A 24,749-nucleotide genomic window follows, 5' to 3' on the forward strand; every position below is an offset into this window, starting at 1 on the left:
GCGACCTTCGCCTTGAATGCAGGGCTGTGGTTCCGTCTGGGTCGTTTGGTCATCTTCGCTCCTTCGTCTCGGCAACGCTGCCGGATCAGGAGCGGAAAATCCACCTAACTCAACTGTTCAGATTTGCCGCGCCACCTCTGACAGACCTCAAGGTATCGTCATGATGAACCGTCTCGGCACAGTCACGCAGGGTACGCCGGCGGCAATCTACGCGAACAACGTCATCGAAACTGTCAAGGTCGCAGTTGGCCAGTTTCGTAAATTACACCAAATCGGTGGACGCGGAATCGGAAACGTCGAGCTTGTTTTAGATCGCAACCACCACAACAGCGACCCTGAGTGCCAAAGGATTATCGGTTACGCTGCTGACAATGACGGTCGCTTCAAGGCTGTGGACGCGGTTGTGCAGATTGATTCAGCTGCGTCGCGTCTGCTGCAACTTGCCGATGCCGTAGCTTACTCACGTATGTGGATTCACAGGGGCGAAGAGAATGCGAAGGGACTGCACGAATACTTTGGTATCATGGTGCTATAAATCAGAAAAACCGCCCGATGAGGCGGTTTTTAGGAGCGGCTTGCAACCGAACCTTTTGAGGTTCGGGTCACCGCAACGCTCGTCCTGCACGCGGCATGACGGGTCGCCGACAGTTTCCTGTCTGTAAGTGATGTAACATGGGTGGGGTTAAGATTCAACTACTCCCTCTTAGGATTAGGGTACAAAAGCGTTCCAACCAGGCCCAATCCTCCCCCTCAATACCGGTAATGCTCCGGCTTGAAGGGTCCGTCCACCGGCACGCCGATATAGTCGGCCTGGGCCTGGTCCAGTTGGGTCAGTTTGACGCCGATCTTGGCCAGGTGCAGGCGGGCGACTTTCTCGTCGAGTTTCTTGGGCAGGATGTAGACGCGGTTCTCGTACTGGTCGCCGCGCTGCCAGAGCTCCATTTGCGCCAGCACCTGGTTGGTGAAGCTGGCCGACATGACGAAGCTGGGATGGCCGGTGGCGTTGCCGAGGTTCAGGAGGCGCCCCTCGGAGAGCAGGATCAGGCGGTTGCCCGACGGCATCTCGATCATGTCCACCTGGTCCTTGATATTGGTCCATTTGTGGTTCTTGAGGGCGGCGACCTGGATCTCGTTGTCGAAATGGCCGATATTGCCGACGATGGCCATGTCCTTCATCTGGCGCATATGCTCGATGCGGATCACGTCCTTGTTGCCGGTGGTGGTGATGAAGATGTCCGCTGACGACAGCACGTCTTCCAGCAGCACGACCTCGAAGCCGTCCATCGCCGCTTGCAGCGCGCAGATCGGGTCGGCCTCGGTCACCTTGACGCGGGCACCGGCACCGCGCAGGGACGCCGCCGAGCCCTTGCCGACATCGCCATAGCCGCAGACCACGGCGACCTTGCCGGCCATCATGGTGTCGGTGGCGCGGCGGATGCCATCCACCAGCGATTCCTTGCAGCCATATTTGTTGTCGAACTTGGATTTGGTGACGGAGTCATTCACGTTGATCGCGGGGAAAGGGAGTGTGCCTTTCTTTTGCAGATCATAGAGGCGGTGGACGCCGGTGGTGGTCTCCTCGGAGACGCCCTTGATCGCGTCGCGGGTGCGGGTGAACCAGCCGGGGGATTGCGCCATGCGTTTCCTGATCTGGGCCTGGATGACCTCTTCCTCTTCCGAGGTGGGGACGCCAAATTCCTCGCCCGCCTCGATGCGCGCGCCAAGCAGGACGTAGAGGGTCGCGTCGCCGCCATCGTCCAGGATCATGTTGGCGCCGTCCTCGAACTGGAAGGATTTGTCGAGGTAATCCCAGTGCTCCTCCAGCGTCTGGCCCTTGATGGCGAAGACGGGGATACCGGCCTTGGCGATGGCCGCCGCCGCGTGGTCCTGGGTCGAGAAGATGTTGCACGAGGCCCACCGCACATCGGCGCCGAGATCGACCAGCGTTTCGATCAGAACGGCGGTCTGGATCGTCATGTGCAGGGAACCGACGATGCGGGCGCCCTTGAGGGGCTTCTGATCGCCGTATTCCTCGCGCAGGGCCATGAGGCCCGGCATCTCGGTCTCGGCGATGTCCAGTTCCTTGCGGCCATAGTCGGCCAGTGAAATGTCCTTGACGGTGTAATCGGTCATGTGAGCCTCCATTTGCGCGCGACATAGCAGGCGGGTCGGGGGCGGGCAATGGCGGTCGGGCAGACATGGATCGGGGCGCGCGACCATGGCTGGCGCGCGCCCCGATGCGCTGGTGTGTGGTCAGGTCTACTTGCTGCCGGATTTGCCGCCCTGGGCGGGTCCGGTGGGGCTGCCGCCCTTGTCGGCCATGCTGCCCTGCCGCGCGGCGGGGCCCTTGGCGCTCTGGTCCTTGCGGGCGGGGGCGTTTTCGGGGGTATCCCGGTCTTCCTTGCTCATGAATCCAATCCTTCAAAATGTGTTAACGCCCCGAGCCTAGCCGCGCGACCGGCCTGTCACCAAGCAAAATCTCCCCCGCGCCGGAGCGCGACCCGGAACAAATCCCGCCCGCGCGCCGTTTTCCCTCGCAAGAGAAAAGGAGACGCATCATGGCCCCACCCGACACGAACCTGGAAAAACAGAAACGTCGCCACAAATTCCCCCTGGTTGTCATGGGGGTGGTCGTGCTGCTTGTCGGCGTCATGATGCTCTATTGGCTGGCTGGCCTGTTCAACCCCGAGGATGCGGCCGAAAGCGAAGAAGGGTCGGCCCCGATCGAGCTGCCCGATGCGGGCGTGAGCGCGCCGCAGGGGACGCTTGAGCCGGGCGATCCGGGGGTCGAGATCCAGACCGATTAGGTTGGGCGTTGAAACCCGGGGGCCGAATGCTCTTTAACGGTCCTGCGCAGACTGGCGCGGGATCGTGAGGGACGCATGGCGAAACAGATGGCGAGAGCCTGGCAGAGGATGCTGTCGGGGCGCAGGCTGGACCTGCTGGACCCGACACCGGTGGATATCGAGATCGAGGATATTGCCCATGGCCTCGCCTTTGTCGCGCGCTGGAACGGGCAGACGCGGGGCGACTGGCCCTATTCGGTGGCGGAACATTCGCTGCTGGTCGAGGATATTCACGCCCGCATCGCGCCCGGGGGGCCTGTGAAATGGCGGCTGGCGGCCCTGCTGCATGACGCGCCGGAATATGTGATCGGCGACATGATTAGCCCGGTCAAGGCCGCCGTGGGGCCGGGATACGGCGAGTTGGACGCGCGGTTGAGCGCGGCGATTCACCTGCGTTTCGGCCTGCCCGCCGCCCTGCCAAAGGCGGTCAAGGCGCGGATCAAGCGGGCCGACAAGGTCTCGGCCTGGCTGGAGGCGGTGCAACTGGCGGGGTTCTCGGAGGCCGAGGCGACGCGGTTTTTCGGCCGCCCCGACCCGGAGCTGACGCGCGATCTGAGCCTGCACCTGCGCCCGCCCGCGGAAGCGCGCGCCGAGTTCGTGGCGCGGCACGAGGCGTTGCTGGGGCAGATCTAGGGACACTGAACGGAGACAGCAGAAGGAGCCTTGCCATGACCCACACCCTGACCCTGGAGACCATCTTTCCCGTCACCCACGACACCTACCGGCTGCGCTTTGACAAGCCCGAGGGGTTCGAGTTCGAGCCCGGCCAGGCGACGCTGATGCGGCTGGACCGGGACGGCTGGCGCGAGGACAAGCATCCCTTCACCATGACCAGCCTGCCGGACGCGCCGCATCTGGAGTTTACCATCAAGACCTATCCCGAGCATGAGGGGATGACCGAGCAGATCGCCAAGCTGATCCCCGGCGACCGCGTGATCATCGGCGACGCCTGGGGCGCGATCACCGATAGCGGTCCGGGTGTCTTCATCGCGGGCGGCGCGGGCGTCACGCCCTTCATCGCCATCCTGCGCGACCGCGCGCGGCGGGGCGAATTGCAGGGCTGCCGCCTGATCTTCTCCAACAAGGAGGAACGCGACATCATCCTGCGCGACGAATGGGAGGAGATGACGGGGCTGGAGACGCTCTTTACCCTGACGCAGGAGAAGGTCGAGGGGCTGGAATGCGGCATGATCGACGCGGAATTTCTCGAGACGCATCTGGAGGGGTTCGATCAGCGTTTCTATGTCTGCGGGCCGCCGCCAATGGTCGAAGCGATCCAGGGCATTCTGAAGGATCACGATGTGCCCGAGGACCGGATCACCGTGGAAAACGCCTGACGTGAAAGGCAATGCGCCCGCCGGGTATTGGCGGGCGCTATTTTCTTGGTATCTCGGTAAGAGTCTTTGCCATGTGCTGAAAGTCTGACTTCTAGCGCAGGCGGCTCTCTTCCAGCGTGGCCCGCAGATGGGCGGCACGGTCGCGCGCGACTTCGCGGCGGTTGATCATGGCCTGCGTCTGGCGGCGCTCTTCCTCGGGGATGTCCCAACCGTTGAGGCGGGACGCTGTGGTGAAGCTGCGGGAGAAGATCGAGAACATGGGGGTGGTCCTTTCCGGTTGGCTGATACAATCCAGATAGGTGACTTGCGCCGCCGGGGCGACTCAGCAATAAATTCCATATGTAAGCTGAGGTAACAGATATGGATTGGCGGGATATTCCTTCACTGTCCGCCCTGCGCGCCTTCGAGGCGGCGGCGCGGCTGGAAAGCTTTTCGGGTGCGGCGCGGGCGCTCAATGTGACCCATGCCGCGATTGCGCAGCATGTGCGCGCGCTGGAGGATGAGTTCGGCGAGACCCTGATGGAGCGGCAAGGGCGCAACATGGTGCCGACGCCCGCGGGTCGCCGGTTCGCGCATGACCTGGAGGCCGGGTTCTCGGAGATCGCGGCGGGGGTAAGGGCGCTGAGGCAATCGCGCGGCGAGGGGCCGATCTCGCTGACCACGACGGTGACATTCGCGGAAAACTGGCTGATGCCGCGGATCGCGCGGTTCTGGGTCGAGCGGCCCGATATTCCCATCACCATCGCCGCCGACAACCGGGTGCATGATCTGCGCCGCGAGGGGCATGACCTGGCGATCCGTTACGGGCGCGGCGACTGGCCGGGGCTGGAGGTGACGCTGCTGACGCCCGCCGATACGGTGATCGTGGCGCATCCGGAGGTGGCCGCGCGCCTGCCCGAGGGCTATGACCCCGCCGACCCGGAGGCCCCCGCGATCCTGGCGCGGATGCCCTGGCTGATCGACCGCTCCTATGGCGAGGTCGACAGCTGGCTGGTCGACAAGGGGCTGGACGCGGACGCGCTGCGCCGGACGGAGCTGGAGGGCAACAACCTGGTGCTGGCGGCCAGCCGCGCGGGCGCGGGCGTGTCGATGCACCCGCGCGCGGTGGTGGAACGCGACCTGAAGGCGGGCAACCTGGTGGTGCTGTGGGACGAGGTCGATGACAACCGGGGCCTGGGCTATTACATCCTCACCCCTCGCGGGGCGGATGCGGCCAAGGTCAAGGTGTTCCTGGACTGGCTGGGCACCCAGGATTGAGGCGCGCGCGGATTTGTCAACTGCTTGCCATGACGCGCGGATTTGGGAATACTGCCCGCGTATTGTAAGGACGGTATTGCAGGGGAAGGTTCGTTGTCAGCGCACGAGACAACGCACAGCCGCACCTGGCGGGTGTCGCCCGATTTGCTGGGCATCGTCGATCAGGCGGGGGTTTTCGTGGAAACCAACCCGGCCTGGCAGACCGTCCTCGGCTGGCCCGAGGCGGAGATTCGCAGCATGGTGTTCTCGGATTTCCTGCATCCCGATGATCTGGACCGGACGCGCGCCATCTTCGACAGCCTGAAGGCCGGCAATCCCGCGCTGCATTTCGAGAACCGGTATCGCTGCAAGCAGGGCGGCTATCGCTGGCTGTCCTGGGTCGCGGTGCCCGAGGGCGACATCTTCGTATGCAGCGCGCGCGACATCACCCGCGACAAGGAGCGGGCGCGGCGGCTGAAATCGAGCGAGGACGAGGCGCGGCTGCGCGAGCAGTTCGTCGCGATCCTGAGCCATGACCTGCGCAACCCGCTGGCCTCGATCGGCTCGGCGGTGCGCATCGCGGCGCGCGAGCCGCAGAGCGACAAGGCCGCGCAGATGCTGGCCTCGATCGGGGCCAGTGCGACCCGCATGGCGCATCTGATCGACGTGACGATGGATTTCGCCCGCGCCAGCCTGGGCGGCGGCATCCCGGTGGACAGGAACCCCGTCAGTGATCTGCAGGACCGGTTCGAGCGTGTGATCGACGAGATTCGCCTGGCCCATCCGGGCCGCGAAATCACGCTGGATTATCGCCATGAGGGCGCGGTGACCTGCGATCCGGATCGTCTGGACCAGCTGTTGTCCAACCTGGTGGCGAACGCGGTCACGCATGGGTCGCGCAACAGGCCGATCGTGGTCGGGGCAGGGGCCGTGGATGGCGATTTTGAACTGACGGTGGCGAATGAGGGCAAGCCGATACCGGAGGAGATCCGCGCCCATCTGTTCGAGCCGTTCAACCGCGCGACGCGCAGCGAGTCGTTGCAGGGGCTTGGGCTGGGCCTCTATATCGCCGCCGAAATCGCGCGGGCGCATGACGGCGAGATCAGTGCCGCATCGGATGCGGCGAGGACGGTCTTTCGGCTGCGGATCCCGGTGACGCCGGAGGGGTAAGCCCTCAGCGGAAGAAACAGGTGGTCCCGGACCACAGCGTAGTGACGCGGCCCGCATCCTCGACCAGGCCGAAGACGCCGGCTTGCGAGAATTCCCGCCCGAGCGAGGTGAATTGCAGCGGCAGGTCCGGCGGCATCTGCCCCACCTGCAAGCCGCCCGCGACGGGTTGGCCGGGGGCATCGACGACCCAGCCACGGAAATCGCCCTCCTGGAAATTCAGCGTGAGGCCACCGGGCCAACTTGCCGCGCGCACCGGGCCCGCGCCACATTCGGGTTGGGTCACGATCCGGGACGGGTCGGACCCCAGAAGCCGCGACACGGTGGCGATGACGCCGGGTTCGGCGCGGCCGAAATCTATCCGCAGGTCGGTGCCTGCCGGTTGCAGGCCACGCGCATCCGGCGTCAGGCCGGCCGATTGCGGGATCGGGCCGCCGGGTGCCGTGGTGCAGGCGGCGAGCGCCAGGACCAGCGCCAGCGCCCTCATCGCGGGCTGCGCTTGGCGAGGATGCGTTGCAGGGTGCGCCGGTGCATGTTGAGGCGGCGCGCGGTCTCGCTCACGTTGCGGTCGCAGAGCTCATAGACGCGCTGGATATGCTCCCAGCGGACGCGATCGGCCGACATCGGGTTCTCGGGCGGCGGCGGCATTTCCTGTGGCTCGGCCAGGAGGGCCGCGGTCACGTCATTGGCGTCGGCGGGTTTCGACAGGTAGTCGGTGGCGCCGATCTTGACGGCGGCGACGGCGGTGGCAATGGCCCCATAGCCGGTCAGCACCACGATGCGGGCGTCGGGGCGTTTTTCGCGCAGCACTTCGACCACGTCGAGCCCGTTGCCATCCTCAAGCCGCAGGTCGATCACCGCATAGGCGGGCGGACGGGCGGTGGCGATGGCCTTGCCCGCGGCGACGGAGCCTGCCGCCTCGACCTCGAAGCCGCGCTTTTCCATGGCGCGTTCCAGGCGACGCAGGAAGGGCTCGTCATCATCGACCAGAAGCAGGGACTTGTCGGGGCCGATATCCCTCAGACTGCGTTCAGATGCCATATGCGTTCCCTCTCGCGGTGCGTTTCACCTACTTAGACGGGTTGCGCGGGCGAGGTCAATTCGAGGCGGGCGGCGCTCGGTCGACCGCGCGCAGGTGCGGCCCGAGGGCGGGGCCGCCGCGCGCTGTGGGGATGCGCACAGGCGCTGTTCGGTTCGGCTCCTTTGACGGACCGGTGCGGGGGCCTATTTTCCAGTGCATGGGACATCCATCCGACGCTACAGAAAAAAGGAGCGACCCGATGAGCACGCCAAAGATCGCGATCATCTTCTACACAACCTATGGCACCAATCACGCCATGGCGCTGGAGGCGCAAAAGGCCGCCGAGGCGGCGGGCGCCGAGGTGCGCCTGCGCCGCTTCGCCGAAACCGCCCCCGACGAGGTCGTGCAGGGCCAGGAGGCCTGGGCCGCGCAGCTGGACAAGATGCAGGACATCCAAGAGGTTTCCCATGACGACATGGTCTGGGCCGACGGATATTTCATCTCGGCCCCCACCCGCTATGGCAACATGCCAAGCCAGGTGCGCGCCTTCATCGACACGCTGGGCGGGCTCTGGCAGGAGGGCAAGCTGGTGAACAAGACCATCAGCGCCACGACCAGCGCGCAGACCCTGCATGGCGGGCACGAAACGACGCTGTGGTCCCTCTATGTGAGCGCGATGCACTGGGGCTGCATCATCGTGCCGCCGGGCTATGCCGATCCGCTGAAATTCGAGGATGGCGGCAACCCCTACGGCTATTCGACTCCGGCCGGCGGGTTCGACGAGACCGGCAAGCGCTCGGTGGCCTTCCAGGCGCAGCGGCTGGTCGAGGTGACGGCGAAACTGGCGGGCTGAGCGGGGACGCGCTCGGTCGACCGAGCGCGTGTGCGGCCCGAGGGCGGGCCGCCGCTCGCCCCGGGGGGGGCGCCGATCAGAATTGCAGCGCGGAGACATTGACCCGCCCCCAATCGGACAGCGGCACCCAATGGTCCACCCGTCCATCGCGGACGGCCCAATCCGCGCCGTCGAGTCGCATCGCCGTTGGATGGATCGCGATCTCACCCAATGTCGAAAACCGCAGCCTGACCTTCAGCCGGTTCCGCACCGCGTGCGCCATCGCCTTGATGCGGGGGTCGTGTTGCCTCCCGTCACCGGTTACCGTGAACGTCTCCGACATTCTTTTCGCCGCAGCCCTCGACTTGTCCGGCAGGCTTTCGACAAGCTTTGCGCGCGCCCGCCGCGCCGCGTCCTCGGCGCCAAGGGCAGAGACCAGGGGACTGGGCGCGGCCAGGATAAGACCAAGCGCCTCGGCCTCGTCCTGCGCGAGACCCGTCAATCGCGTTCGGTAGTTGAAGCCAAGCTCGATGCCGCCCTGGTTCCCCTGATACACGATGATCGGCAGGCCGGCCTCCGTCATCGCATCGACATCGCGCAGGATCGTTCGGCTGGACACTTCCAGTTCAGACGCAAGTTGTGCCGATGTCAGGCGGCCCCGGTTCTGGAGGAGGAGCAGGAGTTGCAGCAATCTGGCGGCGCGCATCGAATGTCTCGAACATGACAGGAGATGTCATATTACTCCGGTTAGATGTGTTTTCGTCAACAGGGGGGGTGAGCGTGAAGACATACGAGACAACGATTCGGATCGACGCACCGCGCGAGAGCGTCTGGCGCGTGCTGACGCAAGAGGTTCCACGCGACCCCGCACCGTTCGGCATTCTCAGGCTGGAGGGCGAGATTCGGCCCGGGGCGCGCTTGATGCTCTGGTCGGAGGTGGCCCCCGACAGGGCATTCGCGCTGACCGTCACCGAATTCGATGCCCCCGGACGGATGGTGTGGCGCGGCGGGATGCCGCTCGGGCTTTTCACCGGCACGCGGTCCTTCGACCTGTCGCAAATGACGGGCGGGACGCAATTTGCCATGCGCGAGGTCTTTTCCGGGCCCTTGTCCCCGCTTATCGCGAAATCCATCCCCGATCTCACGCCCAGTTTCGAAAACTTCTCTCAAACACTCAAGGAAAAGGTGGAATCGCAATGAATGATGTAACCTACGGATCGGGCACTGCGGAAGACCCCTGGATTCTGAAGACGCCACCGCAGACGTCGGAATTTCAGGTCTGGAAAGACGAGGACCAGGATCCCCCGGCATTGGTGGTGCAAGTGGGCAAGACACGATTGTCCTATAAGGTCCGGGCATTGCAGGACGCGCATGGGATGCTGAAGGAGCATGGCGATTGGATGCCCCTGGGAAATGCGGATGAGGGCAAACCGGTGACCGAGGGGACGTTGGAAGCCTGGGCGCGATCCCCCGACAATCCGGTCGGGGGCTATTACGGTCTGCGCAAGGGCTACCGGGGGAGATTTGCGAACTATGTCGCACCGACCATGGAGCTTCTGGGTCTGGTCGAGCTTGAGCACAATGCGCGCAACAACCGGATCAGGGCCATCGGACCGTGAGCCGGACCAAGGGCGGTGCTGTTCGCCTATGAGGCCGCGTCGATGAAACAGGCGATGCGGTCGGCCATCTCCTCGGGGCTGGTGTCGCGGCGGAAGAATTCGACGAAGCCGTGTTCGGGCAGCACCAGGTAGGAGAAGGTCGAGTGATCGACGAGGTAGAATTCGTCCCCCTCGGCGTCATGGCGGTTGTAATAGGTGCGATAGGCGCGCGAGGCGGCGGCGACCTGGTCCTCCGATCCTGTCAGCCCGATCATGCGCGGGTGCATGTTGCCGGTGAACTCGGCCACGCGGGCCACGTCGTCGCGGGCGGGGTCCACGGTGATGAAGACCGGCGTGATCATCTGGCCGCGCTCCTCCAATATCTCCGTCGCGATGGCGTTGCGCGAGACGTCGAGGGGGCAGATATCGGGGCAGAAGGTGTAGCCGAAATAGATCAGCACCGGCTCGGTGATCACCTCTGCCTCGGTCACCGTCTCGCCGGTTTCCGAGACCAGTTCGAACGGCCCGCCGATATCGCCCGCCCCGCCCGCCACGCGGGTGGCGCGGCACTGGGCGAAGGGATCGTCCCGGCCATTGAGGTTGCCCCACAGGATATAGGCCCCGATCCCGCCGATGAGGGCGGCGATGAGGGCAAGGGCGCTGATCGCGTAAAGACGGGACATCGGACAGACTTTCGGGCGGACGGCAGGCGCACCGTTGATCCCCCATATTTCCCCGGCTATCAATTCACGTCTGGTATTCCGCGACAAAAAGGCCCCATCCGCGCATGGCCCTCCTGACCGAGTCTTCCCCGCCGCCGGTGACGCAGGATCTGCGCAACGGCTGGGTGCGGCTGCGGACGCTTCTGATGCTGCGCTGGCTGGCGATCCTGGGCCAGACCGTCACCGTGGTGGTGGCCAGTTTCTTCCTGGGGCTGCGGATCGAGCTGGGCCTGTGTTTCCTGGCCATCGGGGCCTCGGTCCTGTCGAACATGATCGCGATGACGGTGTTTCCGCCAAGCCAGCGGCTGCGCGATGTCGATGCCATGCTGACGCTGATCTTCGACATGACGCAGCTGTCTTTCCTGCTGTTCCTGACCGGCGGGCTAAACAACCCCTTCGCGCTTCTGATCCTGGCCCCGGTGACGATCTCGGCCACCGCGCTGACGCTGCGTTCGACCGTGATCCTGGGGGTCATGTCGGTGGCGATGATCACGCTGGTGGCGTTCTACCACATCCCGCTCAGGCAGATGGATGGCACCGTGCTGGCGCAGCCGCGCCAGATCCTGCTGGGGTTCTGGATCTCGATCGTGATCGGCATCGTCTTCCTGTCGGTCTATGCCCGCCGCGTGGCGCAGGAGGTGCAGACCATGAACGAGGCGCTTCTGGCGACGCAGGAGGCGCTGGCGCGCGAACAGAAGCTGACCGATCTGGGGGGCGTCGTGGCCGCCGCCGCGCATGAGCTGGGCACGCCCCTGGCCACGATCAAGCTGGTCTCGACCGAACTGGCCGAGGAGTTGGAGGGCAACCCCGAACTGGCCGAGGATGCCCGCCTGATCCGCCAGCAGGCCGACCGCTGCCGCGATATCCTGCGCGACATGGGGCGGGCCGGGAAGGACGACCTGCACATGCGATCGGCGCCTTTGGGGGCGGTGATGCACGAGGCCGCCGAGCCGCATGAAGATCGCGGCGTCGCGCTGCATTTCGCCTTCGAGCCGGTCGAAGGCGAGGCCGAACAGCCGGTGATCTTCCGCCGCCCCGAGATCATCCACGGGCTGCGCAACCTGGTGCAGAACGCGGTCGATTTCGCGAAATCCGATGTCTGGATCGACGGGGCCTGGGGCGATGGCCATATCCGCCTGAAGATCGTCGATGACGGCGAGGGCTACCCGACCGACCTGATCGGGCGGCTCGGCGATCCGTTCCTGCGGCGGCGGCGGTCGGGGCGCGAGCAGAGCCGCAGGCCGGGCTATGAGGGGATGGGCCTGGGCCTCTTCATCGCCAAGACGCTGCTGGAGCGCTCGGGCGCGACGGTCAGTTTCCGCAACGCCCGCGATCCCTTCCTGCTGGACGAGGAAAGCGGCGCGCGGCGCGGCGCGATGGTCGAGGTGACCTGGCCCGCCGCCGCGATCCAGATCGGGGACGCCGAGGCAAAGGCGCCACTCGGTGTTAATCGGCGGTTTCCCGCTTAACCCCCCCTTAACCATTTGCCTGTTCAATTCATGTCAATTCGTCACGGGTGGGCCTGAATGCTGTTTTCCGATCCTCTTACGCTGATGTTCCTGGCGGGCACCAGCATCGCCGCGGCGGGGTTCGCCGTTTTTGCCGCGAGTTGGATGGCCTCTGCCTCGGGGCGCGGCCATGTGATGCTGCAAGGTGTCGACCTGCCGCGCGATTACCGGTTCCGCGATGGCTACCTCCTGTCCGACATCGAGGAGGAGGACGCCTTTCTGCACGACCCCGACGACCGGGTCGGCGCGTGGAAGGACCTGGCCGATTGCCTTGCGGGGCTGAACGCGGACGCGGTGGCGCGGATGAACCGGCTGCGCGAACGCGGCGAGGGCTTCGTGCTGATCGGCAAGATCGGCGATGACAGCCTGTCGATCACGGGCCGCCGGGAAGAGGATCAATGCGTGATCTCGGTCTCGGCGCTGGATGCCCGCCGCGCCCGCCGCAGCATCGACCAGGCGGGTCTGGACGCGCTGGAGCATGAGGTTGACCTGCTGCGCACCGCGATGGACCATTGCAGCGCGGTGATGTGGCGCGCGGGGCCGGACGGGCAGATCACCTGGGCCAATGCCGCCTATTACACCTTGCTGGAGGAGGTCGATGACAGCGCCGGCGCGCTGGTCTGGCCGATCAAGCCGATCTTCGACCCGCACACCACGCCGCCACCCGAGGAGGGTCGCGTGCGGCGCTGCTCGCTGGAGATCGCGGGCCAACCGCTGCCGCGCTGGTTCGACATCTCGATGACCGACCAGGGGGTGGGCGTGTTGTTCACGGCACGGCCCATCGACCAGCTGGTCGCGGCGGAAACCTCGCTGCGCGAATTCGTGCAGACCCTGTCGCGCACCTTCGCGCATCTGCCCATCGGGCTGGCGATCTTCGATCAGCGGCGCAAGCTGGTGCTGTTCAACCCGGCGCTGGTGACGCTGTCCACCCTCTCGACCGAATGGCTGTCGACGCGGCCCGACCTGTTTTCCTTCCTCGACCAGCTGCGCGAACACCAGCGCATGCCGGAGCCCAAGAATTACCACGCCTGGCGCGCGGAGCTGGCCGAGCTGGAACAGGCCGCGCGCGATGGCACCTACCAGGACATGTGGACCCTGCCCACGGGCCAGACCTACCGCGTGATCGGGCGGCCCCATGCCGATGGCGCGGTGGCCTTCATGTTCCAGGACATCACCTCGGAAGTGTCGCTGACACGCCAGTTTCGCGGCGACCTGGAGACCTACCAGGCGGTCATGGATGAAAGCGAAGAGGCGTTGGCGGTGTTTTCCGCCGATGGCCAGCTGACCCTGCGCAACACCGCCTATGACGCGCTCTGGGGCGCGGCGACGGGCGCGGCCCCGGTCAGCGTCACCGATGCCACCCGCGCCTGGTCCGACCAAAGCGTGCCGACCCCGCTCTGGGGCGAGATCCGCAATTTCGTCGGCGGCTATTCCGATCGCAGCCCGTGGTGCGAGACCCTGACGCTGAGCGATGGACGCATGTTGCGGGCTCGCGTTTCACCGTTGAAGGGTGGCGCGACCCTGGTGGCGTTCGATGCCGTGGAGGCGCAGGATCACCCCGCCCTGGTCGAGGCGCCGGTCAAGGCGGTTTCGGCAGGCTGACCCCTCGCATCCGGTTGCGGCGGCGCGCACCTGCGCTAAAGTCGCCGCCATGAGCGATCCCTCCCCCCTCTTCGATCTTGGCACGATGCGCCTGCCCGATGCCGAGGCGACCAGCGCCCTTGCCCAGCGGCTGGCCCCGCATCTGGGACCGGGCGATTGCCTCTGCCTGATGGGCGATCTGGGCGCGGGCAAGACCCATTTCGCGCGGGCCCTGATCCAGGCGCGGTTGACGGAGCCCGAGGATGTGCCATCGCCCACCTTCACGCTGGTGCAGACCTATCAGGCGGGCGGGCTGGAGATCTGGCACAGCGATCTCTACCGGCTGAGCGATGCGCAGGAGATGGACGAGTTGGGCCTGACCGAGGCGTTCGAGACCGCGCTCTGCCTCATCGAATGGCCCGACCGGTTCGCAGATGAAATGCCCGAGGCGGCGCTCTGGCTGCATTTCACGATGGCGGGCGAGGGGCGCATGGTCACGCTGCGCAGCGCCCGCCCCGATCCGTGGCAGGCGCGGCTGGCCGGGGTTGTGCCGGGATGAGCGTCGAGGCGTTTCTGGCCCGCGCCGGATGGGGCGATGCGCAGCGGGAGCCTCTGGCGGGCGATGCCTCCACGCGCCGGTATGAGCGATTGCACCGGGGCAGGGACAGCGCGGTCCTGATGATCGCCCCGCCGCAGGAGCGCGCGGCGTTCGACGCGTTTCAGAACATCGCGGGGCGGTTGCGCGCGGCGGGATTGTCCGCGCCGGACGTGCTGGAGGCGTCCCCGGACAGCGGGCTGATGTTGCTGGAAGACCTCGGCGCGGAGACCTTCGCGGATCTGCCGGACGCGCAAGGCCCGAACCGGGTGGCGGTGGATGTGCTGGCGCATCTGGCAACCCGTGGGCCCTGGCCGGTCAATCGCCTGACACCGGACGTGATGGCGCGGATGACCGCGATTGCCCTGCCCGAGGGGGCGGAGGCGGCGCTGGCCGCGATGGAGGCGGAATTTGCCCGTATCTTCACCGATCCCCTGGTGCCGGCCTTGCGCGATTTCCATGCGGAAAACCTGATCTGGCTGCCGGAGCGCGCGGGGCTGGCGCGGGTCGGGCTCTTGGACTTTCAGGACGCGGTTATGGCGCCCCCCGGCTATGACCTGACCTCGCTGACGCATGACGCGCGGCGGGATATGGGCCGGGAGGGGCAGGCGGAGCTGACGGCGCGCTATGCGGGTGCCTTGGGCCTGGGTCACGACCGGTTCGCCACCCAATGCGCGGCTCTCGTGTTCCAGCGCAACCTGCGGATCATGGGCGTCTTCCGGCGTCTGGCGCGGGCGCGCGGCAAGCCCGGATACCTCGCGCATCTGCCACGTGTCTACGGCCATGTGACGGGGGCCCTGAGGCATCCGGAACTATCCGACCTGTCCCGCGCGATGGCCCCGCATCTGGAGGCGATCGCGCCATGAGGGGCTGCATGATCCTGGCGGCAGGCTTCGGCACCCGGATGGGCGCGTTGACAAAAGACCGGCCCAAGCCGCTGATCCCGGTGGCGGGCAAACCCCTGATCGACCACGCGCTGGACCAGGCGCGGGCGGCGGCCGACCGGATCGTGGTCAACGGGCATTACCTGGCGGATCAGATGCGGGCGCATCTGGCGGGCATGGAAGACGTGACGTTTCAGGAGGAGATGCCGGAGATCCTCGATTCCGCCGGTGGTATCCGCGCGGCACTGCCCCTGCTTGGCGGAACGGAGGTCTTCACGCTCAACGCCGATGCGGTCTGGACCGGGGCGCGGGCATTGGGTGAACTGGATGCCGCATGGGACGCGCAGAGGATGGACGCACTCCTGCTGATGCTGCCGCAGCCGCGCGCGGTGGGGCGACAGCCGGGGGGCGATTTCGCCATCGGCGCGCAGGGGCGGCTCAGCTGGGACAAGGCGGGCGCGGTCTATACCGGGGCGCAGATCGTCAAGACCTCGCTTTTCGAGGGCTACAAGCCGGGCCCGTTTTCCCTGCACGCGGTCTGGAACGACGCGCTGGCGCGGGGGCGGCTTTTCGGCACGCTGCACGAGGGCGGATGGGCCGATGTGGGCCACCCGGAGGGCATTGCACTGGCCGAGGAAATGGTGAGACAACAAGGCGATGTTTGACCCACAGGACACCCCCCGAGTCTTTGCCACGCCGATCGGGGTCGATTTCTCGCGCGCCGTGGTGGCGGGGATCGCCGAGCGGATGGCGGGCGCGCCGCCCGAGGCGCTGGCCCGCGTCGAGGTCTATGTGAACACCGCCCGCACGCAGCGCCGGTTGCGCGAGATCTACGCCCAGAGCGGGCCGGGTTTCCTGCCGCGCATCCGGCTGATCACCGATCTGGCGGCGCGCGCGGATATGGCGGGGCTGCCCGCCCCCATCCCCGACCTGCGGCTGCGTCTGGAACTGTCGCAACTGGTCGCGGCGCTGCTCGACCGGCAGCCCCAGCTTGCGCCGCGCTCTTCGCTCTATGGTCTGTCCGACGCGCTGGCCGACCTGATGGCCGAGATGCAGGAGGAGCGGGTGACGCCCGACACCGTCGCGGGCCTGGACGTGGAGGGGCATTCGGATCACTGGCAGCGCGCGCAGGAATTCCTCAGGATCGTCGCGCCCTATTTCGCGGAAGGGGATGATGCGGCGCTGTCCATCGAGGCGCGGCAATCGCGGGTGGCCGACATGCTGGCCGCCGATTGGGCCAAGGCCCCGCCGCAACACCCGGTGATCGTGGCGGGCTCCACCGGGTCGCGCGGGCCGACCGCGCGCTTCATGGCCGCCGTCGCGCATCTGCCGCAGGGCGCGGTGATCCTGCCGGGGCTGGATTACGACCAGCCGGGCGCGGTCTGGGACAAGCTGACCGACGGGCTGAGTGCCGAGGATCATCCGCAGTTCCGCTTCATGAAATTCGCCACTGGCCTGGGGCTGCACCCGCTGGATATTGCCCGCTGGAGCTCTGATGCCCCGGCGAACCCGCCCCGCAACCGCTTGATTTCTCTGGCCCTGCGCCCCGCCCCCGTCACCGATCAATGGCTGGCGGAGGGCCCCGGGCTGGAGGGGCTGGCGGAGGCGGCTTCGGGCCTGACGCTGATCGAGGCGCCGACCCCGCAGGCCGAGGCCGCGGCGATTGCCTTGCGCCTGCGCCGTGCCGCCGAGGACGGGATCACCGCGGCCCTGATCAGCCCCGATGTGACGCTGACCAGGCAGGTAACGGCGGCGCTGGACCGCTGGGGGATCGAGCCCGACGATTCCAGCGGGTTGCCGCTGTCGCACACCGCGCCGGGGCGGCTCCTGCGCCACGTCGCCGAGGCGCGGGCCACGCGGGTCAGTGCCGAAGGTTTGCTGGTGCTCCTGAAACATCCGCTGACCCATGCGGGGCGCGCGGACCGGGGCGAGCATCTCAAGCGCACGCGCGACCTGGAATTGCAGCTCCTGCGCCGCGAAGCCCCGTTTCCGTCCCGCGCCGACCTGGCGCGATGGGCAGAGAGGCGCAAAAACGACGCGGGCGCGGTGGCCTGGGCCATGTGGGTCTCGGATACCGTGCTGGACCTGTTCGCGCCGGAACAGCAGCCCTTGCAGGCCCATGTCTCGGCGCATCTTGAGGCGGTCGAGCGGCTCTCGGCGGGGCCGGGGGGCGGCGAACCGGCAGAGCTTTGGGAGAAGGAAGAGGGCCGCAAGACCCGCGCGCAGATGCAGGCATTGACGCGCGCGGCCGAGGCGGGCGGCACGCTGACGGCGGCGGAATACCGCGATTTCCTGACCGCGATCCTGGCCGAGGAGGAAGCGCGCGATCCCGTAAGCCCGCATCCCCGCATCATGATCTGGGGCACGCTGGAGGCGCGGGTGCAGGGCGCCGACCTGGTCATCCTGGGCGGGCTCAACGAAGGCTCCTGGCCCTCTGCGCCGGGGGCCGATCCGTGGCTCAACCGCCGGATGCGGGCCGAGGCGGGGCTGCGCCTGCCGGATCGGGTGATCGGGCTGGCGGCGCATGATTTCCAGCAATCGGTGGGCGGGGCGGAGGTCTGGCTGAGCCGCGCGCGCCGTGATGCCGAGACGGAAACGGTGCCGTCGCGCTGGCTCAACCGGATCACCAACCTGATGGAGGGGGCGAGCGACGAGAGCCGGACGGCGCTGGAGGGGATGCGCGAACGCGGCGCGGACTGGGTGGCGATGGCAACGCGGCTGGATGAGCCGGTCGAGACGGTGCCCGCCGCCAAGCGTCCCGCGCCCTGCCCGCCGGTGGGTCAGCGGCCAAACCAGCTCAGCGTGACCGATATCGAAAAGCTCATCCGAGACCCCTACGCGATCTATGCCCGCAAGGTGCTGGACCTCCACGCGCTGAACCCGCTGCGCCAGATGCCCGATGCGCCGCTGCGGGGCACCATCCTGCACGACATCCTGCGCCGCTTTACCGAGGTCACGAAGGAGGGTCTGCCCGAGGACGCCGAGGCGCTCCTCCTGCGGATCACCGAGGAGATGCTGGAGGACGGCGCGCCCTGGCCCGCCGCGCGGCGGATATGGCTGGCGCGCATCGCCCGCGTCGCGCCCTGGTTCATCGAGACGGAACGCGCGCGGCGCGCATTGGGCCAGCCGGTGCTGCTGGAGGAGAAGCGCCAGACCCGGTTCGAGGCGCTGGATTTCACCCTGACCGCGAAGCCCGACCGGGTGGATGTGACACCGGATGGCCGCGTGATCCTCTATGATTACAAGACCGGCGGCGTGCCCACGAAAGAGCAGGAGGCCCATTACAACAAGCAGCTTTGGCTTGAGGCGCTGATGGCGCGCCAAGGCGCGTTCGGCGATCATCGTGACGTCGCGCGGATCAGCTATATCGGGCTTGGCAGCGGCGGCAAGATCACCGAGGCCGAGGTGTCAACGGCTGAGCTGGACGAGGTCGCGCAGGGCTTCGCGCGGCTGATCACCCATTTCGCGGACCCAGACAGCGGTTACCCCTCGCGCCGGGCGATGGAAAAGCTGGCCTATTCGGGCGATTTCGACCACCTCGCGCGGCATGGCGAATGGGATGAGACGATGGAGCCCGTGAAGGCGAAGGTGGGCGAATGAGGTTCGACGACGCCACGCTTGCCCAGATCGAGGCGGCAGATCCCGGTGCCTCCACCTGGCTTTCGGCCAACGCGGGCAGCGGCAAGACGCGGGTGCTGACCGACCGGGTCGCGCGGCTCCTGCTGCGCGAGGTGCCGCCCGAACGCATCCTGTGCCTGACCTACACCAAGGCCGCCGCCTCCGAGATGCAGAACCGGCTGTTCAGGCGATTGGGCGAATGGGCGATGCTGGCCGAGGGCGAGTTGCGCGGCGCACTCATCGGGCTCGGCGTGCCGCAGGCGGAGGTCACGGAGACGCTGCTGGCGCGTGCAAGGACGCTCTTTGCCCGCGCCATCGAGACGCCGGGCGGGCTGAAGATCCAGACCATCCATTCCTTCTGCGCCGCGATCCTGCGCCGGTTCCCGCTGGAGGCGGGCGTGTCGCCGCGCTTCACGGAAATGGACGAACGCGCGCAGGCGATCCTCTGCGCCGATGTGCTGGACGGGCTGGCCGGTGGCGGCGACGTCGGCGCGGTCGATGCGCTGGCCGAATATCTCTCGGGCGATGACGCGATGCCGTTCCTCAAGGCGCTGCTGGGGCGGCGCGAGGCGATCGGGGCGGGGGCCACGCGCGACGAGGTGTTCGACTGGTTCGGGGTGCCCGCGGGCGAGACCGAGGCGCGCATCGTCGCGGATGTGTTCGAAGGCGGCGAGGCCGACCTGTGCCACGCGGTCAGTGCCTATCTGGACCCGGAAAAGAAGAACCACGCCAGCAATATCGCGCGGTTTCAGCGGGTGGCATGGGACGCGCCGGGGCTGGCGGATGTGGAACTGCTGGAGGAGGCGTTCCTGAGCGGCTCGGACACCAAGACACCGGATACCGCCAAGATCGGCAGCTTCCCGACCAAGCCGATCTGGGCGCAGATGGCCGAGCTTACCCCCGACCTTGAGGCGCTGATGGAACGCGTCGAGGCCGCCCGCCCGCGCCGCCGCGCGTTCCAGGCGGCACAGAAAACCGCCGCGCTGCATCGCTTCGCCGCCGGGTTCCTGCCCGCGTTCGAGGCCGCGAAGGCCGCGCTTGGCTGGCTGGATTTCGACGATCTGATCCTGCGCACGCGGGCGCTGCTGTCGCGCGGCGGTGTCGCGCAATGGGTGCTCTTCCGGCTCGATGGCGGCATCGACCATATCCTCGTCGACGAGGCGCAGGACACCGCCCCCGCCCAATGGGAGATCATCGCCGATCTGGCGGGCGAGTTTGCGTCAGGGGCCGACGCGCGAACGGACGTGGCGCGCACGATCTTCGTCGTCGGCGACAAGAAACAGTCGATCTATTCCTTCCAGGGCGCCGATCCCGGCGGGTTCGACCGGATGCGGGAGCATTTCCGGCAGGGCCTGACCGCGTCTGGCGCCCCGTTCCAGGATTGCGCGCTCCTGCATTCCTTCCGCTCCGCGCCTCCGGTCCTGGCGCTGGTCGATCAGGTGTTCGAGGGCGAGGGCGGCGCGGGCGTCGGCACGGATGTGGAGCACATCGCCCACAAGGCGACGCTGCCGGGCCGCGTCGACATCTGGCCGCATGTCGAGGAGGTCAAGGCGGGCGCGCCCGCGCAATGGGACGACCCCGTCGACCGGCTCTCGGATGACGACCACAAGGTGATCCTCGCCCGCCGCATCGCGCAGGCCATCGACACGATGCTGACGGACGGCACGCCGATTGTCGTGGACGGCCAGCGCCGCCCGGTGCGCGCGGGCGATATCCTGATCCTGGTGCAGCGCCGCTCCGACGTGTTTCACGAGATCATCGCCGCGATCAAGGCCAGGGGGCTGCCCATTGCGGGGGCCGATGTGATGCGGCTGGCCGCCGAGCTTGCGGTGAAGGATCTGACGGCCCTCATGGCGTTCCTGGCCACGCCCGAGGATGACCTGTCGCTGGCCGCGATCCTGCGCTCGCCCCTTTTCGGCTGGTCCGAGGCGGGTTTGCACGACCTGGCTCATGGCCGGGGCAGCTACCTCTGGCGCGCCTTGCAGGACCGGCAGGCCGAGTTCCCCGAAACGGTGAAAATGCTGGTCGACCTGCGCAACCGGGCCGATTTCCTGCGGCCCTACGACCTGCTGGAACGGGTGCTGATCCGCCATGACGGACGGCGCAGGCTGCTGGCGCGGCTCGGGGCCGAGGCCGAGGACGGGATCGACGCGATGCTGGCGCAGGCGCTGGCCTATGAGCGGCTGGAAGTGCCGAGCCTGACCGGCTTTGTCGGCTGGCTGCAAACCGATGACGTCAAGATCAAGCGCGACGCCAGCCGTGCGGGCGACCAGATCCGGGTGATGACGGTGCATGGCGCGAAGGGGCTGGAATCGCCCGTGGTGATCCTGCCCGATACCGGCTACCGGCAGGGCGGCGGCAATCACCAGGTGCTGCTGGCGCCCGAGGATGGCCCGGTGATCTGGGCCGGGGCCAAGGCCGACAGCCCCGACCGCCTGCGCCCCCTTTTCGAGGCGCGCGCCGACCGCGAGGCCGAGGAACGCAACCGCCTGCTCTATGTCGCGATGACGCGGGCGGAAAGCTGGCTGATCGTGGCGGCGGCGGGCAAGATCGAGACCGGGGAAAACGGCAGCTGGTTCACCCAGATCCGCGAGGCCGCGCCGCGTGTGGGCGGGCATGAGCAGCTGTTCTTCGACGCCCCCGGCTGGCGGATCGAGACCGGGGATTGGGGGCGGATCGCCCCTGACGAGGACGCCACGCAGGAGGCCGCGCCGCTGCCCGACTGGGTCCATCTCAGGCCCAGGGCCGAGGCGCGCGACGTCAAGCCGCTCTCGCCCTCTGACCTCGGCGGGGCCAAGGCGCTGCCCGGCGAGGGGCTGGACGAGGAGGAAGCCAAGGCGCGCGGGCGGCGGCTGCATCTGCTGCTGGAGCATCTGCCCGAGATCGCGAAACCCGCCTGGAGCGCTGCCGCACCGGGGATATTGGCAGGCGAGGGCACGGTCGAGGATGCCGAGGCCGGGGCCCTGCTGCAGGAGGCCGTGGCCTGCCTGACCGCGCCGCACCTGACCGCGATCTTCGCCGAAGGTGCCCTGGCCGAAGTGTCCCTGACCGCCGACAGCCCCACGCTTGGCCGCAAGCTGATGGGCCAGATCGACCGGCTGATCCTCACTGATACGAGGCTCCTCGCCGTCGATTTCAAATCCAATGCGGTCTGCCCCGAGGGACCGGAGGAGGTGCCCGAGGGCCTCCTGCGCCAGATGGGGGCCTATGCCGAGATGCTGGCCGCGATCTATCCGGGCAAGACCGTTGAGACCGCGATCCTCTGGACCCGCGAGGCGCGGCTGATGCCCCTGCCGTCAGAACTCACCACCCCGGCCCTGACCCGCGCCCGCGACGCGCTTCCTTGACCCGCGCGGCCCGCGTTTCATCTGCGCAGGGGGTGTACGGGGGGTGCATCGGGGGGTGTACGGGGGGTGCCCCCCTCATTTCGGGCGGAATGTGCCGCCCCGATCACATGATTGCGCAGCCGTGTTTCAGTCGCTTGACCTTGTCCGCCCCCGTGCCTAGGTTTCGCCCCTGACCCGCTCAAAACGCCTCCAGGAGGGCTAGATATGGCCACCATCGCCGTCACCGACGCAACATTTGATAGTGAAGTGAAACAGTCCGACATCCCCGTCGTGGTGGATTTCTGGGCCGAATGGTGCGGCCCCTGCCGCCAGATCGGCCCCGCCCTGGAAGAGATCTCCGAGGAGATGGGCGACAAGATCAAGATCGTGAAGATCAACGTCGACGAAAACCCCAACGCCCCCATGCAACTGGGCGTGCGCGGCATTCCGGCGCTGTTTCTGTTCAAGGGCGGCGAGGTCGTCTCGAACAAGGTCGGCGCGGCCCCCAAGGCGGCGCTGCAAAGCTGGATCGAAGGCGAGATCTGATCTCGTTCGACTGACCGAAAGACATGGGAAACCCCGCGACGGTGTTGGCCGTGGCGGGGTTTTTCATGTGCTGGGGCGCGATGGTGGGCAGAACCGCCCACCCTATGGGGGCCTCGGAACGTGAAGAAGGGCACCCGGCAGGGGTGCCCTTCCATTTGGGTATTCAGGCGTCCGAGAACTCTGGATAGGCCTCCATGCCGAGCTCTGCCATGTCGAGGCCGGTGATCTCGTCCTCCTCATCCACCCGCAGGCCGAAGATGGCGCGGATCACGATGAAGACGGCCAGGCTGACCACGAAGACGAAGGCGCCGATTGCGGCCATGCCCATGATCTGGATGGCGAAGGACGCGGCCGGGTTGGTCCAGGGCACGATCAGGGTGCCCCAGAGGCCCGCCAGAAGGTGCACCGGGATCGCGCCGACCACGTCGTCGATCTTCATCCGGTCAAGGGCCGGAACCGCGAAGACCACGATGGCCCCGCCGACACCGCCGATCAGCAGCGCCTGGAACAGCGACGGCGTCAGCGGCTCGGCGGTGATCGAGACGAGGCCCGCCAGCGCGCCGTTCAGCACCATGGTCAGGTCCGCCTTGCCGAAGATCAGCTGCGTCATGACCAGCGCCACGATCGCCCCCGCGGCCGCCGCCATGTTGGTGTTGGCGAAGATGCGGCTCACGTCGGCCACGTCCGAGATCGTGCCCATGGCAAGCTGCGATGCGCCGTTGAAGCCGAACCAGCCGAGCCACAGGATGAACGTGCCGAGCGTGGCCAGCGCCAGGTTCGAGCCGGGCATCGGGTTGACGCGGCCATCCTTGTACTTGCCAAGCCTCGGCCCGAGCACCAGCACACCGGCCAGCGCCGCGAATCCGCCTGTGGCATGAACCAGGGTCGAGCCCGCGAAATCGGAGAAACCGGCCTCAGCCAACCAGCCGCCGCCCCACTGCCAGGATGCCTCGATCGGGTAGATCAGGCCGGTCAGGACCACGACGAAGGCGAGGAACGGCCAGAGCTTGATGCGCTCGGCCAGGGTGCCGGACACGATCGACGCGGCGGTGGCGGCGAACATCAGCTGAAAGAAGAAGTCCGACCCGGCAGACGCGTAGTCGACCGACGTGCCATCGGCGCCGACGCCCACGGGCTCGAGCGAGGTGACCTGGAAGAGCGGGCCCATGACACCGTCGATCAGCCAGTCGCCGGGATACATGACGCCGTAGCCCACCAGCCAGTACATCACGGCGGCAATGGAGAAGAGGGCGATGTTCTTGGTCAGTTGCATCGCCACGTTCTTGGAGCGGACGAGACCGGCCTCCAGCATGGCAAAGCCCGCCGCCATCCAGAAGACGAGGAAGCCGCCGATCAGGAACAGGAGCGTGGTGAGAATATAGCCCACATCCTCGAAGGAGGACGGTGCTTCATTGGCGAAGGCGGCGACCGGAAACACGGTCAGCGCGGCGGCCAGGGGGAGGGGTTTCAGTATCATATCGAGGGGTTCCTTGCGCATCAGATCGCGTTCTCATTGGTTTCGCCGGTGCGCACCCGCATGGCCTGCGCCACGTCGAGCACGAAGATCTTGCCATCGCCGATCTTGCCGGTTTCGGCGGTCTTGCGGATGGTCTCGACCGCCTGGTCGGCCAGCCCCTCGGGGACGACCAGTTCCAGCTTGGTCTTGGGCACGTAGTTCACGGCATATTCCGCGCCGCGATAGATCTCGGTATGGCCGGACTGGGCCCCGAAGCCCTTGACCTCCGAGACCATCATGCCGCGCACGCCGATCTCGGTCAGCGCCTCGCGGACCTCCTCCAGCTTGAAAGGTTTGATTGCTGCGATGATGAGTTTCACGCCTTTGCACCTTCTTGTGGTTCATGGACCGCCGGGGGTGGCGGAATGAGGCAAGAAAGAGCGCGGGAGACCGGAAATGGGAATGAAACCGGGCAT

At 67.0% G+C, this 24,749-nt stretch carries 26 protein-coding genes; 17 read left to right on the plus strand and 9 right to left on the minus strand.

The window, feature by feature from the left end; translation table 11 throughout:
- Nucleotides 1-160: 160 nt before the first annotated feature.
- A complete protein-coding gene (locus AC13C7_RS03050; RefSeq protein WP_482866567.1) occupies nucleotides 161-535 on the plus strand; it encodes a DUF3800 domain-containing protein in 375 nt (124 codons plus the stop codon).
- 215 nt (nucleotides 536-750) lie between these two features.
- On the opposite strand, the gene ahcY is transcribed toward AC13C7_RS03050, so the two are convergent.
- Nucleotides 751-2,133: an adenosylhomocysteinase gene (ahcY, locus tag AC13C7_RS03055; RefSeq protein ID WP_482866568.1), complete on the minus strand. Its 1,383-nt coding sequence runs from the start codon at nucleotides 2,131-2,133 to the stop codon at nucleotides 751-753.
- A 126-nt stretch (nucleotides 2,134-2,259) separates the two neighbouring features.
- Nucleotides 2,260-2,409 (minus strand): hypothetical protein, encoded by a 150-nt coding sequence (locus AC13C7_RS03060; RefSeq protein ID WP_172320300.1) that lies wholly within the window; start codon nucleotides 2,407-2,409, stop codon nucleotides 2,260-2,262.
- Nucleotides 2,410-2,558: 149 nt separating this feature from the next.
- Here AC13C7_RS03060 and AC13C7_RS03065 point away from each other — a divergent pair, with 149 nt between their 5' ends.
- The 3 genes from AC13C7_RS03065 to AC13C7_RS03075 all read left to right on the plus strand — a co-directional run bounded on the left by AC13C7_RS03065 (nucleotide 2,559) and on the right by AC13C7_RS03075 (nucleotide 4,183).
- Entirely contained in the window at nucleotides 2,559-2,807 is a 249-nt protein-coding gene (locus tag AC13C7_RS03065) for a hypothetical protein (RefSeq protein ID WP_482866569.1), read from the plus strand.
- A 75-nt stretch (nucleotides 2,808-2,882) separates the two neighbouring features.
- A complete protein-coding gene (locus AC13C7_RS03070; protein WP_446170345.1) occupies nucleotides 2,883-3,479 on the plus strand; it encodes an HD domain-containing protein in 597 nt (198 codons plus the stop codon).
- Nucleotides 3,480-3,514: 35 nt separating this feature from the next.
- On the plus strand, nucleotides 3,515-4,183 hold the full coding sequence (locus tag AC13C7_RS03075; RefSeq protein WP_482866570.1) for a flavodoxin reductase: 669 nt from the start codon (nucleotides 3,515-3,517) through the stop codon (nucleotides 4,181-4,183).
- Between the two features lie 91 nt (nucleotides 4,184-4,274).
- On the opposite strand, the gene AC13C7_RS03080 is transcribed toward AC13C7_RS03075, so the two are convergent.
- On the minus strand, nucleotides 4,275-4,442 hold the full coding sequence (locus tag AC13C7_RS03080) for a hypothetical protein (protein ID WP_482866571.1): 168 nt from the start codon (nucleotides 4,440-4,442) through the stop codon (nucleotides 4,275-4,277).
- Nucleotides 4,443-4,543: 101 nt separating this feature from the next.
- On the opposite strand from AC13C7_RS03080, the gene AC13C7_RS03085 reads away from it, so the two are divergent.
- Nucleotides 4,544-5,440, plus strand: coding sequence for a LysR substrate-binding domain-containing protein (locus AC13C7_RS03085; RefSeq protein ID WP_482866572.1), 897 nt, complete (start codon nucleotides 4,544-4,546; stop codon nucleotides 5,438-5,440).
- Nucleotides 5,441-5,533: 93 nt separating this feature from the next.
- Nucleotides 5,534-6,589: a PAS domain-containing sensor histidine kinase gene (locus AC13C7_RS03090; RefSeq protein ID WP_482866573.1), complete on the plus strand. Its 1,056-nt coding sequence runs from the start codon at nucleotides 5,534-5,536 to the stop codon at nucleotides 6,587-6,589.
- A 4-nt stretch (nucleotides 6,590-6,593) separates the two neighbouring features.
- On the opposite strand, the gene AC13C7_RS03095 is transcribed toward AC13C7_RS03090, so the two are convergent.
- Together AC13C7_RS03095 and AC13C7_RS03100 are read right to left on the minus strand one after the other, a co-directional pair.
- A complete protein-coding gene (locus AC13C7_RS03095) occupies nucleotides 6,594-7,073 on the minus strand; it encodes a hypothetical protein (RefSeq protein ID WP_482866574.1) in 480 nt (159 codons plus the stop codon).
- Entirely contained in the window at nucleotides 7,070-7,627 is a 558-nt protein-coding gene (locus AC13C7_RS03100) for an ActR/PrrA/RegA family redox response regulator transcription factor (protein ID WP_172320292.1), read from the minus strand. Before AC13C7_RS03100 ends, AC13C7_RS03095 begins: the two co-directional genes overlap by 4 nt.
- Nucleotides 7,628-7,866: 239 nt before the next feature.
- Between AC13C7_RS03100 and AC13C7_RS03105 the strand changes: the two genes are divergently transcribed.
- Nucleotides 7,867-8,460 carry an NAD(P)H-dependent oxidoreductase gene (locus tag AC13C7_RS03105; protein ID WP_172320291.1) on the plus strand — a complete coding sequence of 198 codons (594 nt, stop codon included), beginning with the start codon at nucleotides 7,867-7,869 and terminating at the stop codon, nucleotides 8,458-8,460.
- A gap of 76 nt (nucleotides 8,461-8,536) precedes the next feature.
- Here AC13C7_RS03105 and AC13C7_RS03110 read toward each other — a convergent pair whose 3' ends face one another.
- Nucleotides 8,537-9,130 (minus strand): helix-turn-helix transcriptional regulator, encoded by a 594-nt coding sequence (locus tag AC13C7_RS03110; RefSeq protein WP_446117611.1) that lies wholly within the window; start codon nucleotides 9,128-9,130, stop codon nucleotides 8,537-8,539.
- Between the two features lie 83 nt (nucleotides 9,131-9,213).
- Between AC13C7_RS03110 and AC13C7_RS03115 the strand changes: the two genes are divergently transcribed.
- Both AC13C7_RS03115 and AC13C7_RS03120 read left to right on the plus strand, forming a co-directional pair.
- A complete protein-coding gene (locus tag AC13C7_RS03115; protein WP_482866575.1) occupies nucleotides 9,214-9,639 on the plus strand; it encodes a hypothetical protein in 426 nt (141 codons plus the stop codon).
- Complete coding sequence (locus AC13C7_RS03120; protein WP_482866576.1) at nucleotides 9,636-10,058, plus strand: DUF6855 family protein; 423 nt, start codon at nucleotides 9,636-9,638, stop codon at nucleotides 10,056-10,058. Before AC13C7_RS03115 ends, AC13C7_RS03120 begins: the two co-directional genes overlap by 4 nt.
- A gap of 26 nt (nucleotides 10,059-10,084) precedes the next feature.
- On the opposite strand, the gene AC13C7_RS03125 is transcribed toward AC13C7_RS03120, so the two are convergent.
- Nucleotides 10,085-10,720, minus strand: coding sequence for an SCO family protein (locus AC13C7_RS03125; protein ID WP_482866577.1), 636 nt, complete (start codon nucleotides 10,718-10,720; stop codon nucleotides 10,085-10,087).
- Between the two features lie 104 nt (nucleotides 10,721-10,824).
- On the opposite strand from AC13C7_RS03125, the gene regB reads away from it, so the two are divergent.
- From regB to trxA, 8 genes are all read left to right on the plus strand, one after another.
- The gene (regB, locus tag AC13C7_RS03130; protein WP_474889488.1) at nucleotides 10,825-12,228 is read left to right on the plus strand and encodes a sensor histidine kinase RegB; all 1,404 of its coding nucleotides are present in this window, start codon (nucleotides 10,825-10,827) and stop codon (nucleotides 12,226-12,228) included.
- Between the two features lie 57 nt (nucleotides 12,229-12,285).
- Entirely contained in the window at nucleotides 12,286-13,869 is a 1,584-nt protein-coding gene (locus AC13C7_RS03135; protein WP_172320285.1) for a PAS-domain containing protein, read from the plus strand.
- Between the two features lie 49 nt (nucleotides 13,870-13,918).
- A complete protein-coding gene (gene tsaE, locus AC13C7_RS03140) occupies nucleotides 13,919-14,407 on the plus strand; it encodes a tRNA (adenosine(37)-N6)-threonylcarbamoyltransferase complex ATPase subunit type 1 TsaE (RefSeq protein WP_446169844.1) in 489 nt (162 codons plus the stop codon).
- Nucleotides 14,404-15,309 carry an aminoglycoside phosphotransferase family protein gene (locus tag AC13C7_RS03145; protein ID WP_172320283.1) on the plus strand — a complete coding sequence of 302 codons (906 nt, stop codon included), beginning with the start codon at nucleotides 14,404-14,406 and terminating at the stop codon, nucleotides 15,307-15,309. Before tsaE ends, AC13C7_RS03145 begins: the two co-directional genes overlap by 4 nt.
- A complete protein-coding gene (locus AC13C7_RS03150; RefSeq protein ID WP_235952705.1) occupies nucleotides 15,306-15,992 on the plus strand; it encodes a nucleotidyltransferase family protein in 687 nt (228 codons plus the stop codon). The genes AC13C7_RS03145 and AC13C7_RS03150 overlap by 4 nt, the downstream gene beginning before the upstream one ends.
- The gene (gene addB, locus AC13C7_RS03155; protein ID WP_482866578.1) at nucleotides 15,985-18,927 is read left to right on the plus strand and encodes a double-strand break repair protein AddB; all 2,943 of its coding nucleotides are present in this window, start codon (nucleotides 15,985-15,987) and stop codon (nucleotides 18,925-18,927) included. Before AC13C7_RS03150 ends, addB begins: the two co-directional genes overlap by 8 nt.
- On the plus strand, nucleotides 18,924-22,292 hold the full coding sequence (addA, locus tag AC13C7_RS03160; RefSeq protein WP_482866579.1) for a double-strand break repair helicase AddA: 3,369 nt from the start codon (nucleotides 18,924-18,926) through the stop codon (nucleotides 22,290-22,292). Before addB ends, addA begins: the two co-directional genes overlap by 4 nt.
- Before the next feature lie 204 nt (nucleotides 22,293-22,496).
- On the plus strand, nucleotides 22,497-22,817 hold the full coding sequence (gene trxA, locus AC13C7_RS03165; protein WP_172320280.1) for a thioredoxin: 321 nt from the start codon (nucleotides 22,497-22,499) through the stop codon (nucleotides 22,815-22,817).
- Between the two features lie 163 nt (nucleotides 22,818-22,980).
- On the opposite strand, the gene AC13C7_RS03170 is transcribed toward trxA, so the two are convergent.
- Both AC13C7_RS03170 and AC13C7_RS03175 read right to left on the minus strand, forming a co-directional pair.
- Nucleotides 22,981-24,294, minus strand: coding sequence for an ammonium transporter (locus AC13C7_RS03170; RefSeq protein WP_172320279.1), 1,314 nt, complete (start codon nucleotides 24,292-24,294; stop codon nucleotides 22,981-22,983).
- Nucleotides 24,295-24,314: 20 nt separating this feature from the next.
- Nucleotides 24,315-24,653 (minus strand): P-II family nitrogen regulator, encoded by a 339-nt coding sequence (locus AC13C7_RS03175; RefSeq protein ID WP_172320278.1) that lies wholly within the window; start codon nucleotides 24,651-24,653, stop codon nucleotides 24,315-24,317.
- Nucleotides 24,654-24,749 lie beyond the last annotated feature (96 nt).

The sequence above is a fragment of the Alterinioella sp. B-7 genome (assembly GCF_056857775.1).

What these genes read in the sequence shown, in the direction of transcription:
- AC13C7_RS03050 (WP_482866567.1), top strand. Translation starts at nt 161, where the DNA reads ATGATGAACCGTCTCGGCACAGTCACGCAGGGTACGCCGGCGGCAATC.
- ahcY (WP_482866568.1), bottom strand. Translation starts at nt 2,133, where the DNA reads ATGACCGATTACACCGTCAAGGACATTTCACTGGCCGACTATGGCCGC.
- AC13C7_RS03060 (WP_172320300.1), bottom strand. Translation starts at nt 2,409, where the DNA reads ATGAGCAAGGAAGACCGGGATACCCCCGAAAACGCCCCCGCCCGCAAG.
- AC13C7_RS03065 (WP_482866569.1), top strand. Translation starts at nt 2,559, where the DNA reads ATGGCCCCACCCGACACGAACCTGGAAAAACAGAAACGTCGCCACAAA.
- AC13C7_RS03070 (WP_446170345.1), top strand. Translation starts at nt 2,883, where the DNA reads ATGGCGAAACAGATGGCGAGAGCCTGGCAGAGGATGCTGTCGGGGCGC.
- AC13C7_RS03075 (WP_482866570.1), top strand. Translation starts at nt 3,515, where the DNA reads ATGACCCACACCCTGACCCTGGAGACCATCTTTCCCGTCACCCACGAC.
- AC13C7_RS03080 (WP_482866571.1), bottom strand. Translation starts at nt 4,442, where the DNA reads ATGTTCTCGATCTTCTCCCGCAGCTTCACCACAGCGTCCCGCCTCAAC.
- AC13C7_RS03085 (WP_482866572.1), top strand. Translation starts at nt 4,544, where the DNA reads ATGGATTGGCGGGATATTCCTTCACTGTCCGCCCTGCGCGCCTTCGAG.
- AC13C7_RS03095 (WP_482866574.1), bottom strand. Translation starts at nt 7,073, where the DNA reads ATGAGGGCGCTGGCGCTGGTCCTGGCGCTCGCCGCCTGCACCACGGCA.
- AC13C7_RS03100 (WP_172320292.1), bottom strand. Translation starts at nt 7,627, where the DNA reads ATGGCATCTGAACGCAGTCTGAGGGATATCGGCCCCGACAAGTCCCTG.
- AC13C7_RS03105 (WP_172320291.1), top strand. Translation starts at nt 7,867, where the DNA reads ATGAGCACGCCAAAGATCGCGATCATCTTCTACACAACCTATGGCACC.
- AC13C7_RS03120 (WP_482866576.1), top strand. Translation starts at nt 9,636, where the DNA reads ATGAATGATGTAACCTACGGATCGGGCACTGCGGAAGACCCCTGGATT.
- AC13C7_RS03125 (WP_482866577.1), bottom strand. Translation starts at nt 10,720, where the DNA reads ATGTCCCGTCTTTACGCGATCAGCGCCCTTGCCCTCATCGCCGCCCTC.
- regB (WP_474889488.1), top strand. Translation starts at nt 10,825, where the DNA reads ATGGCCCTCCTGACCGAGTCTTCCCCGCCGCCGGTGACGCAGGATCTG.
- AC13C7_RS03135 (WP_172320285.1), top strand. Translation starts at nt 12,286, where the DNA reads ATGCTGTTTTCCGATCCTCTTACGCTGATGTTCCTGGCGGGCACCAGC.
- tsaE (WP_446169844.1), top strand. Translation starts at nt 13,919, where the DNA reads ATGAGCGATCCCTCCCCCCTCTTCGATCTTGGCACGATGCGCCTGCCC.
- AC13C7_RS03145 (WP_172320283.1), top strand. Translation starts at nt 14,404, where the DNA reads ATGAGCGTCGAGGCGTTTCTGGCCCGCGCCGGATGGGGCGATGCGCAG.
- AC13C7_RS03150 (WP_235952705.1), top strand. Translation starts at nt 15,306, where the DNA reads ATGAGGGGCTGCATGATCCTGGCGGCAGGCTTCGGCACCCGGATGGGC.
- addB (WP_482866578.1), top strand. Translation starts at nt 15,985, where the DNA reads ATGTTTGACCCACAGGACACCCCCCGAGTCTTTGCCACGCCGATCGGG.
- addA (WP_482866579.1), top strand. Translation starts at nt 18,924, where the DNA reads ATGAGGTTCGACGACGCCACGCTTGCCCAGATCGAGGCGGCAGATCCC.
- trxA (WP_172320280.1), top strand. Translation starts at nt 22,497, where the DNA reads ATGGCCACCATCGCCGTCACCGACGCAACATTTGATAGTGAAGTGAAA.
- AC13C7_RS03170 (WP_172320279.1), bottom strand. Translation starts at nt 24,294, where the DNA reads ATGATACTGAAACCCCTCCCCCTGGCCGCCGCGCTGACCGTGTTTCCG.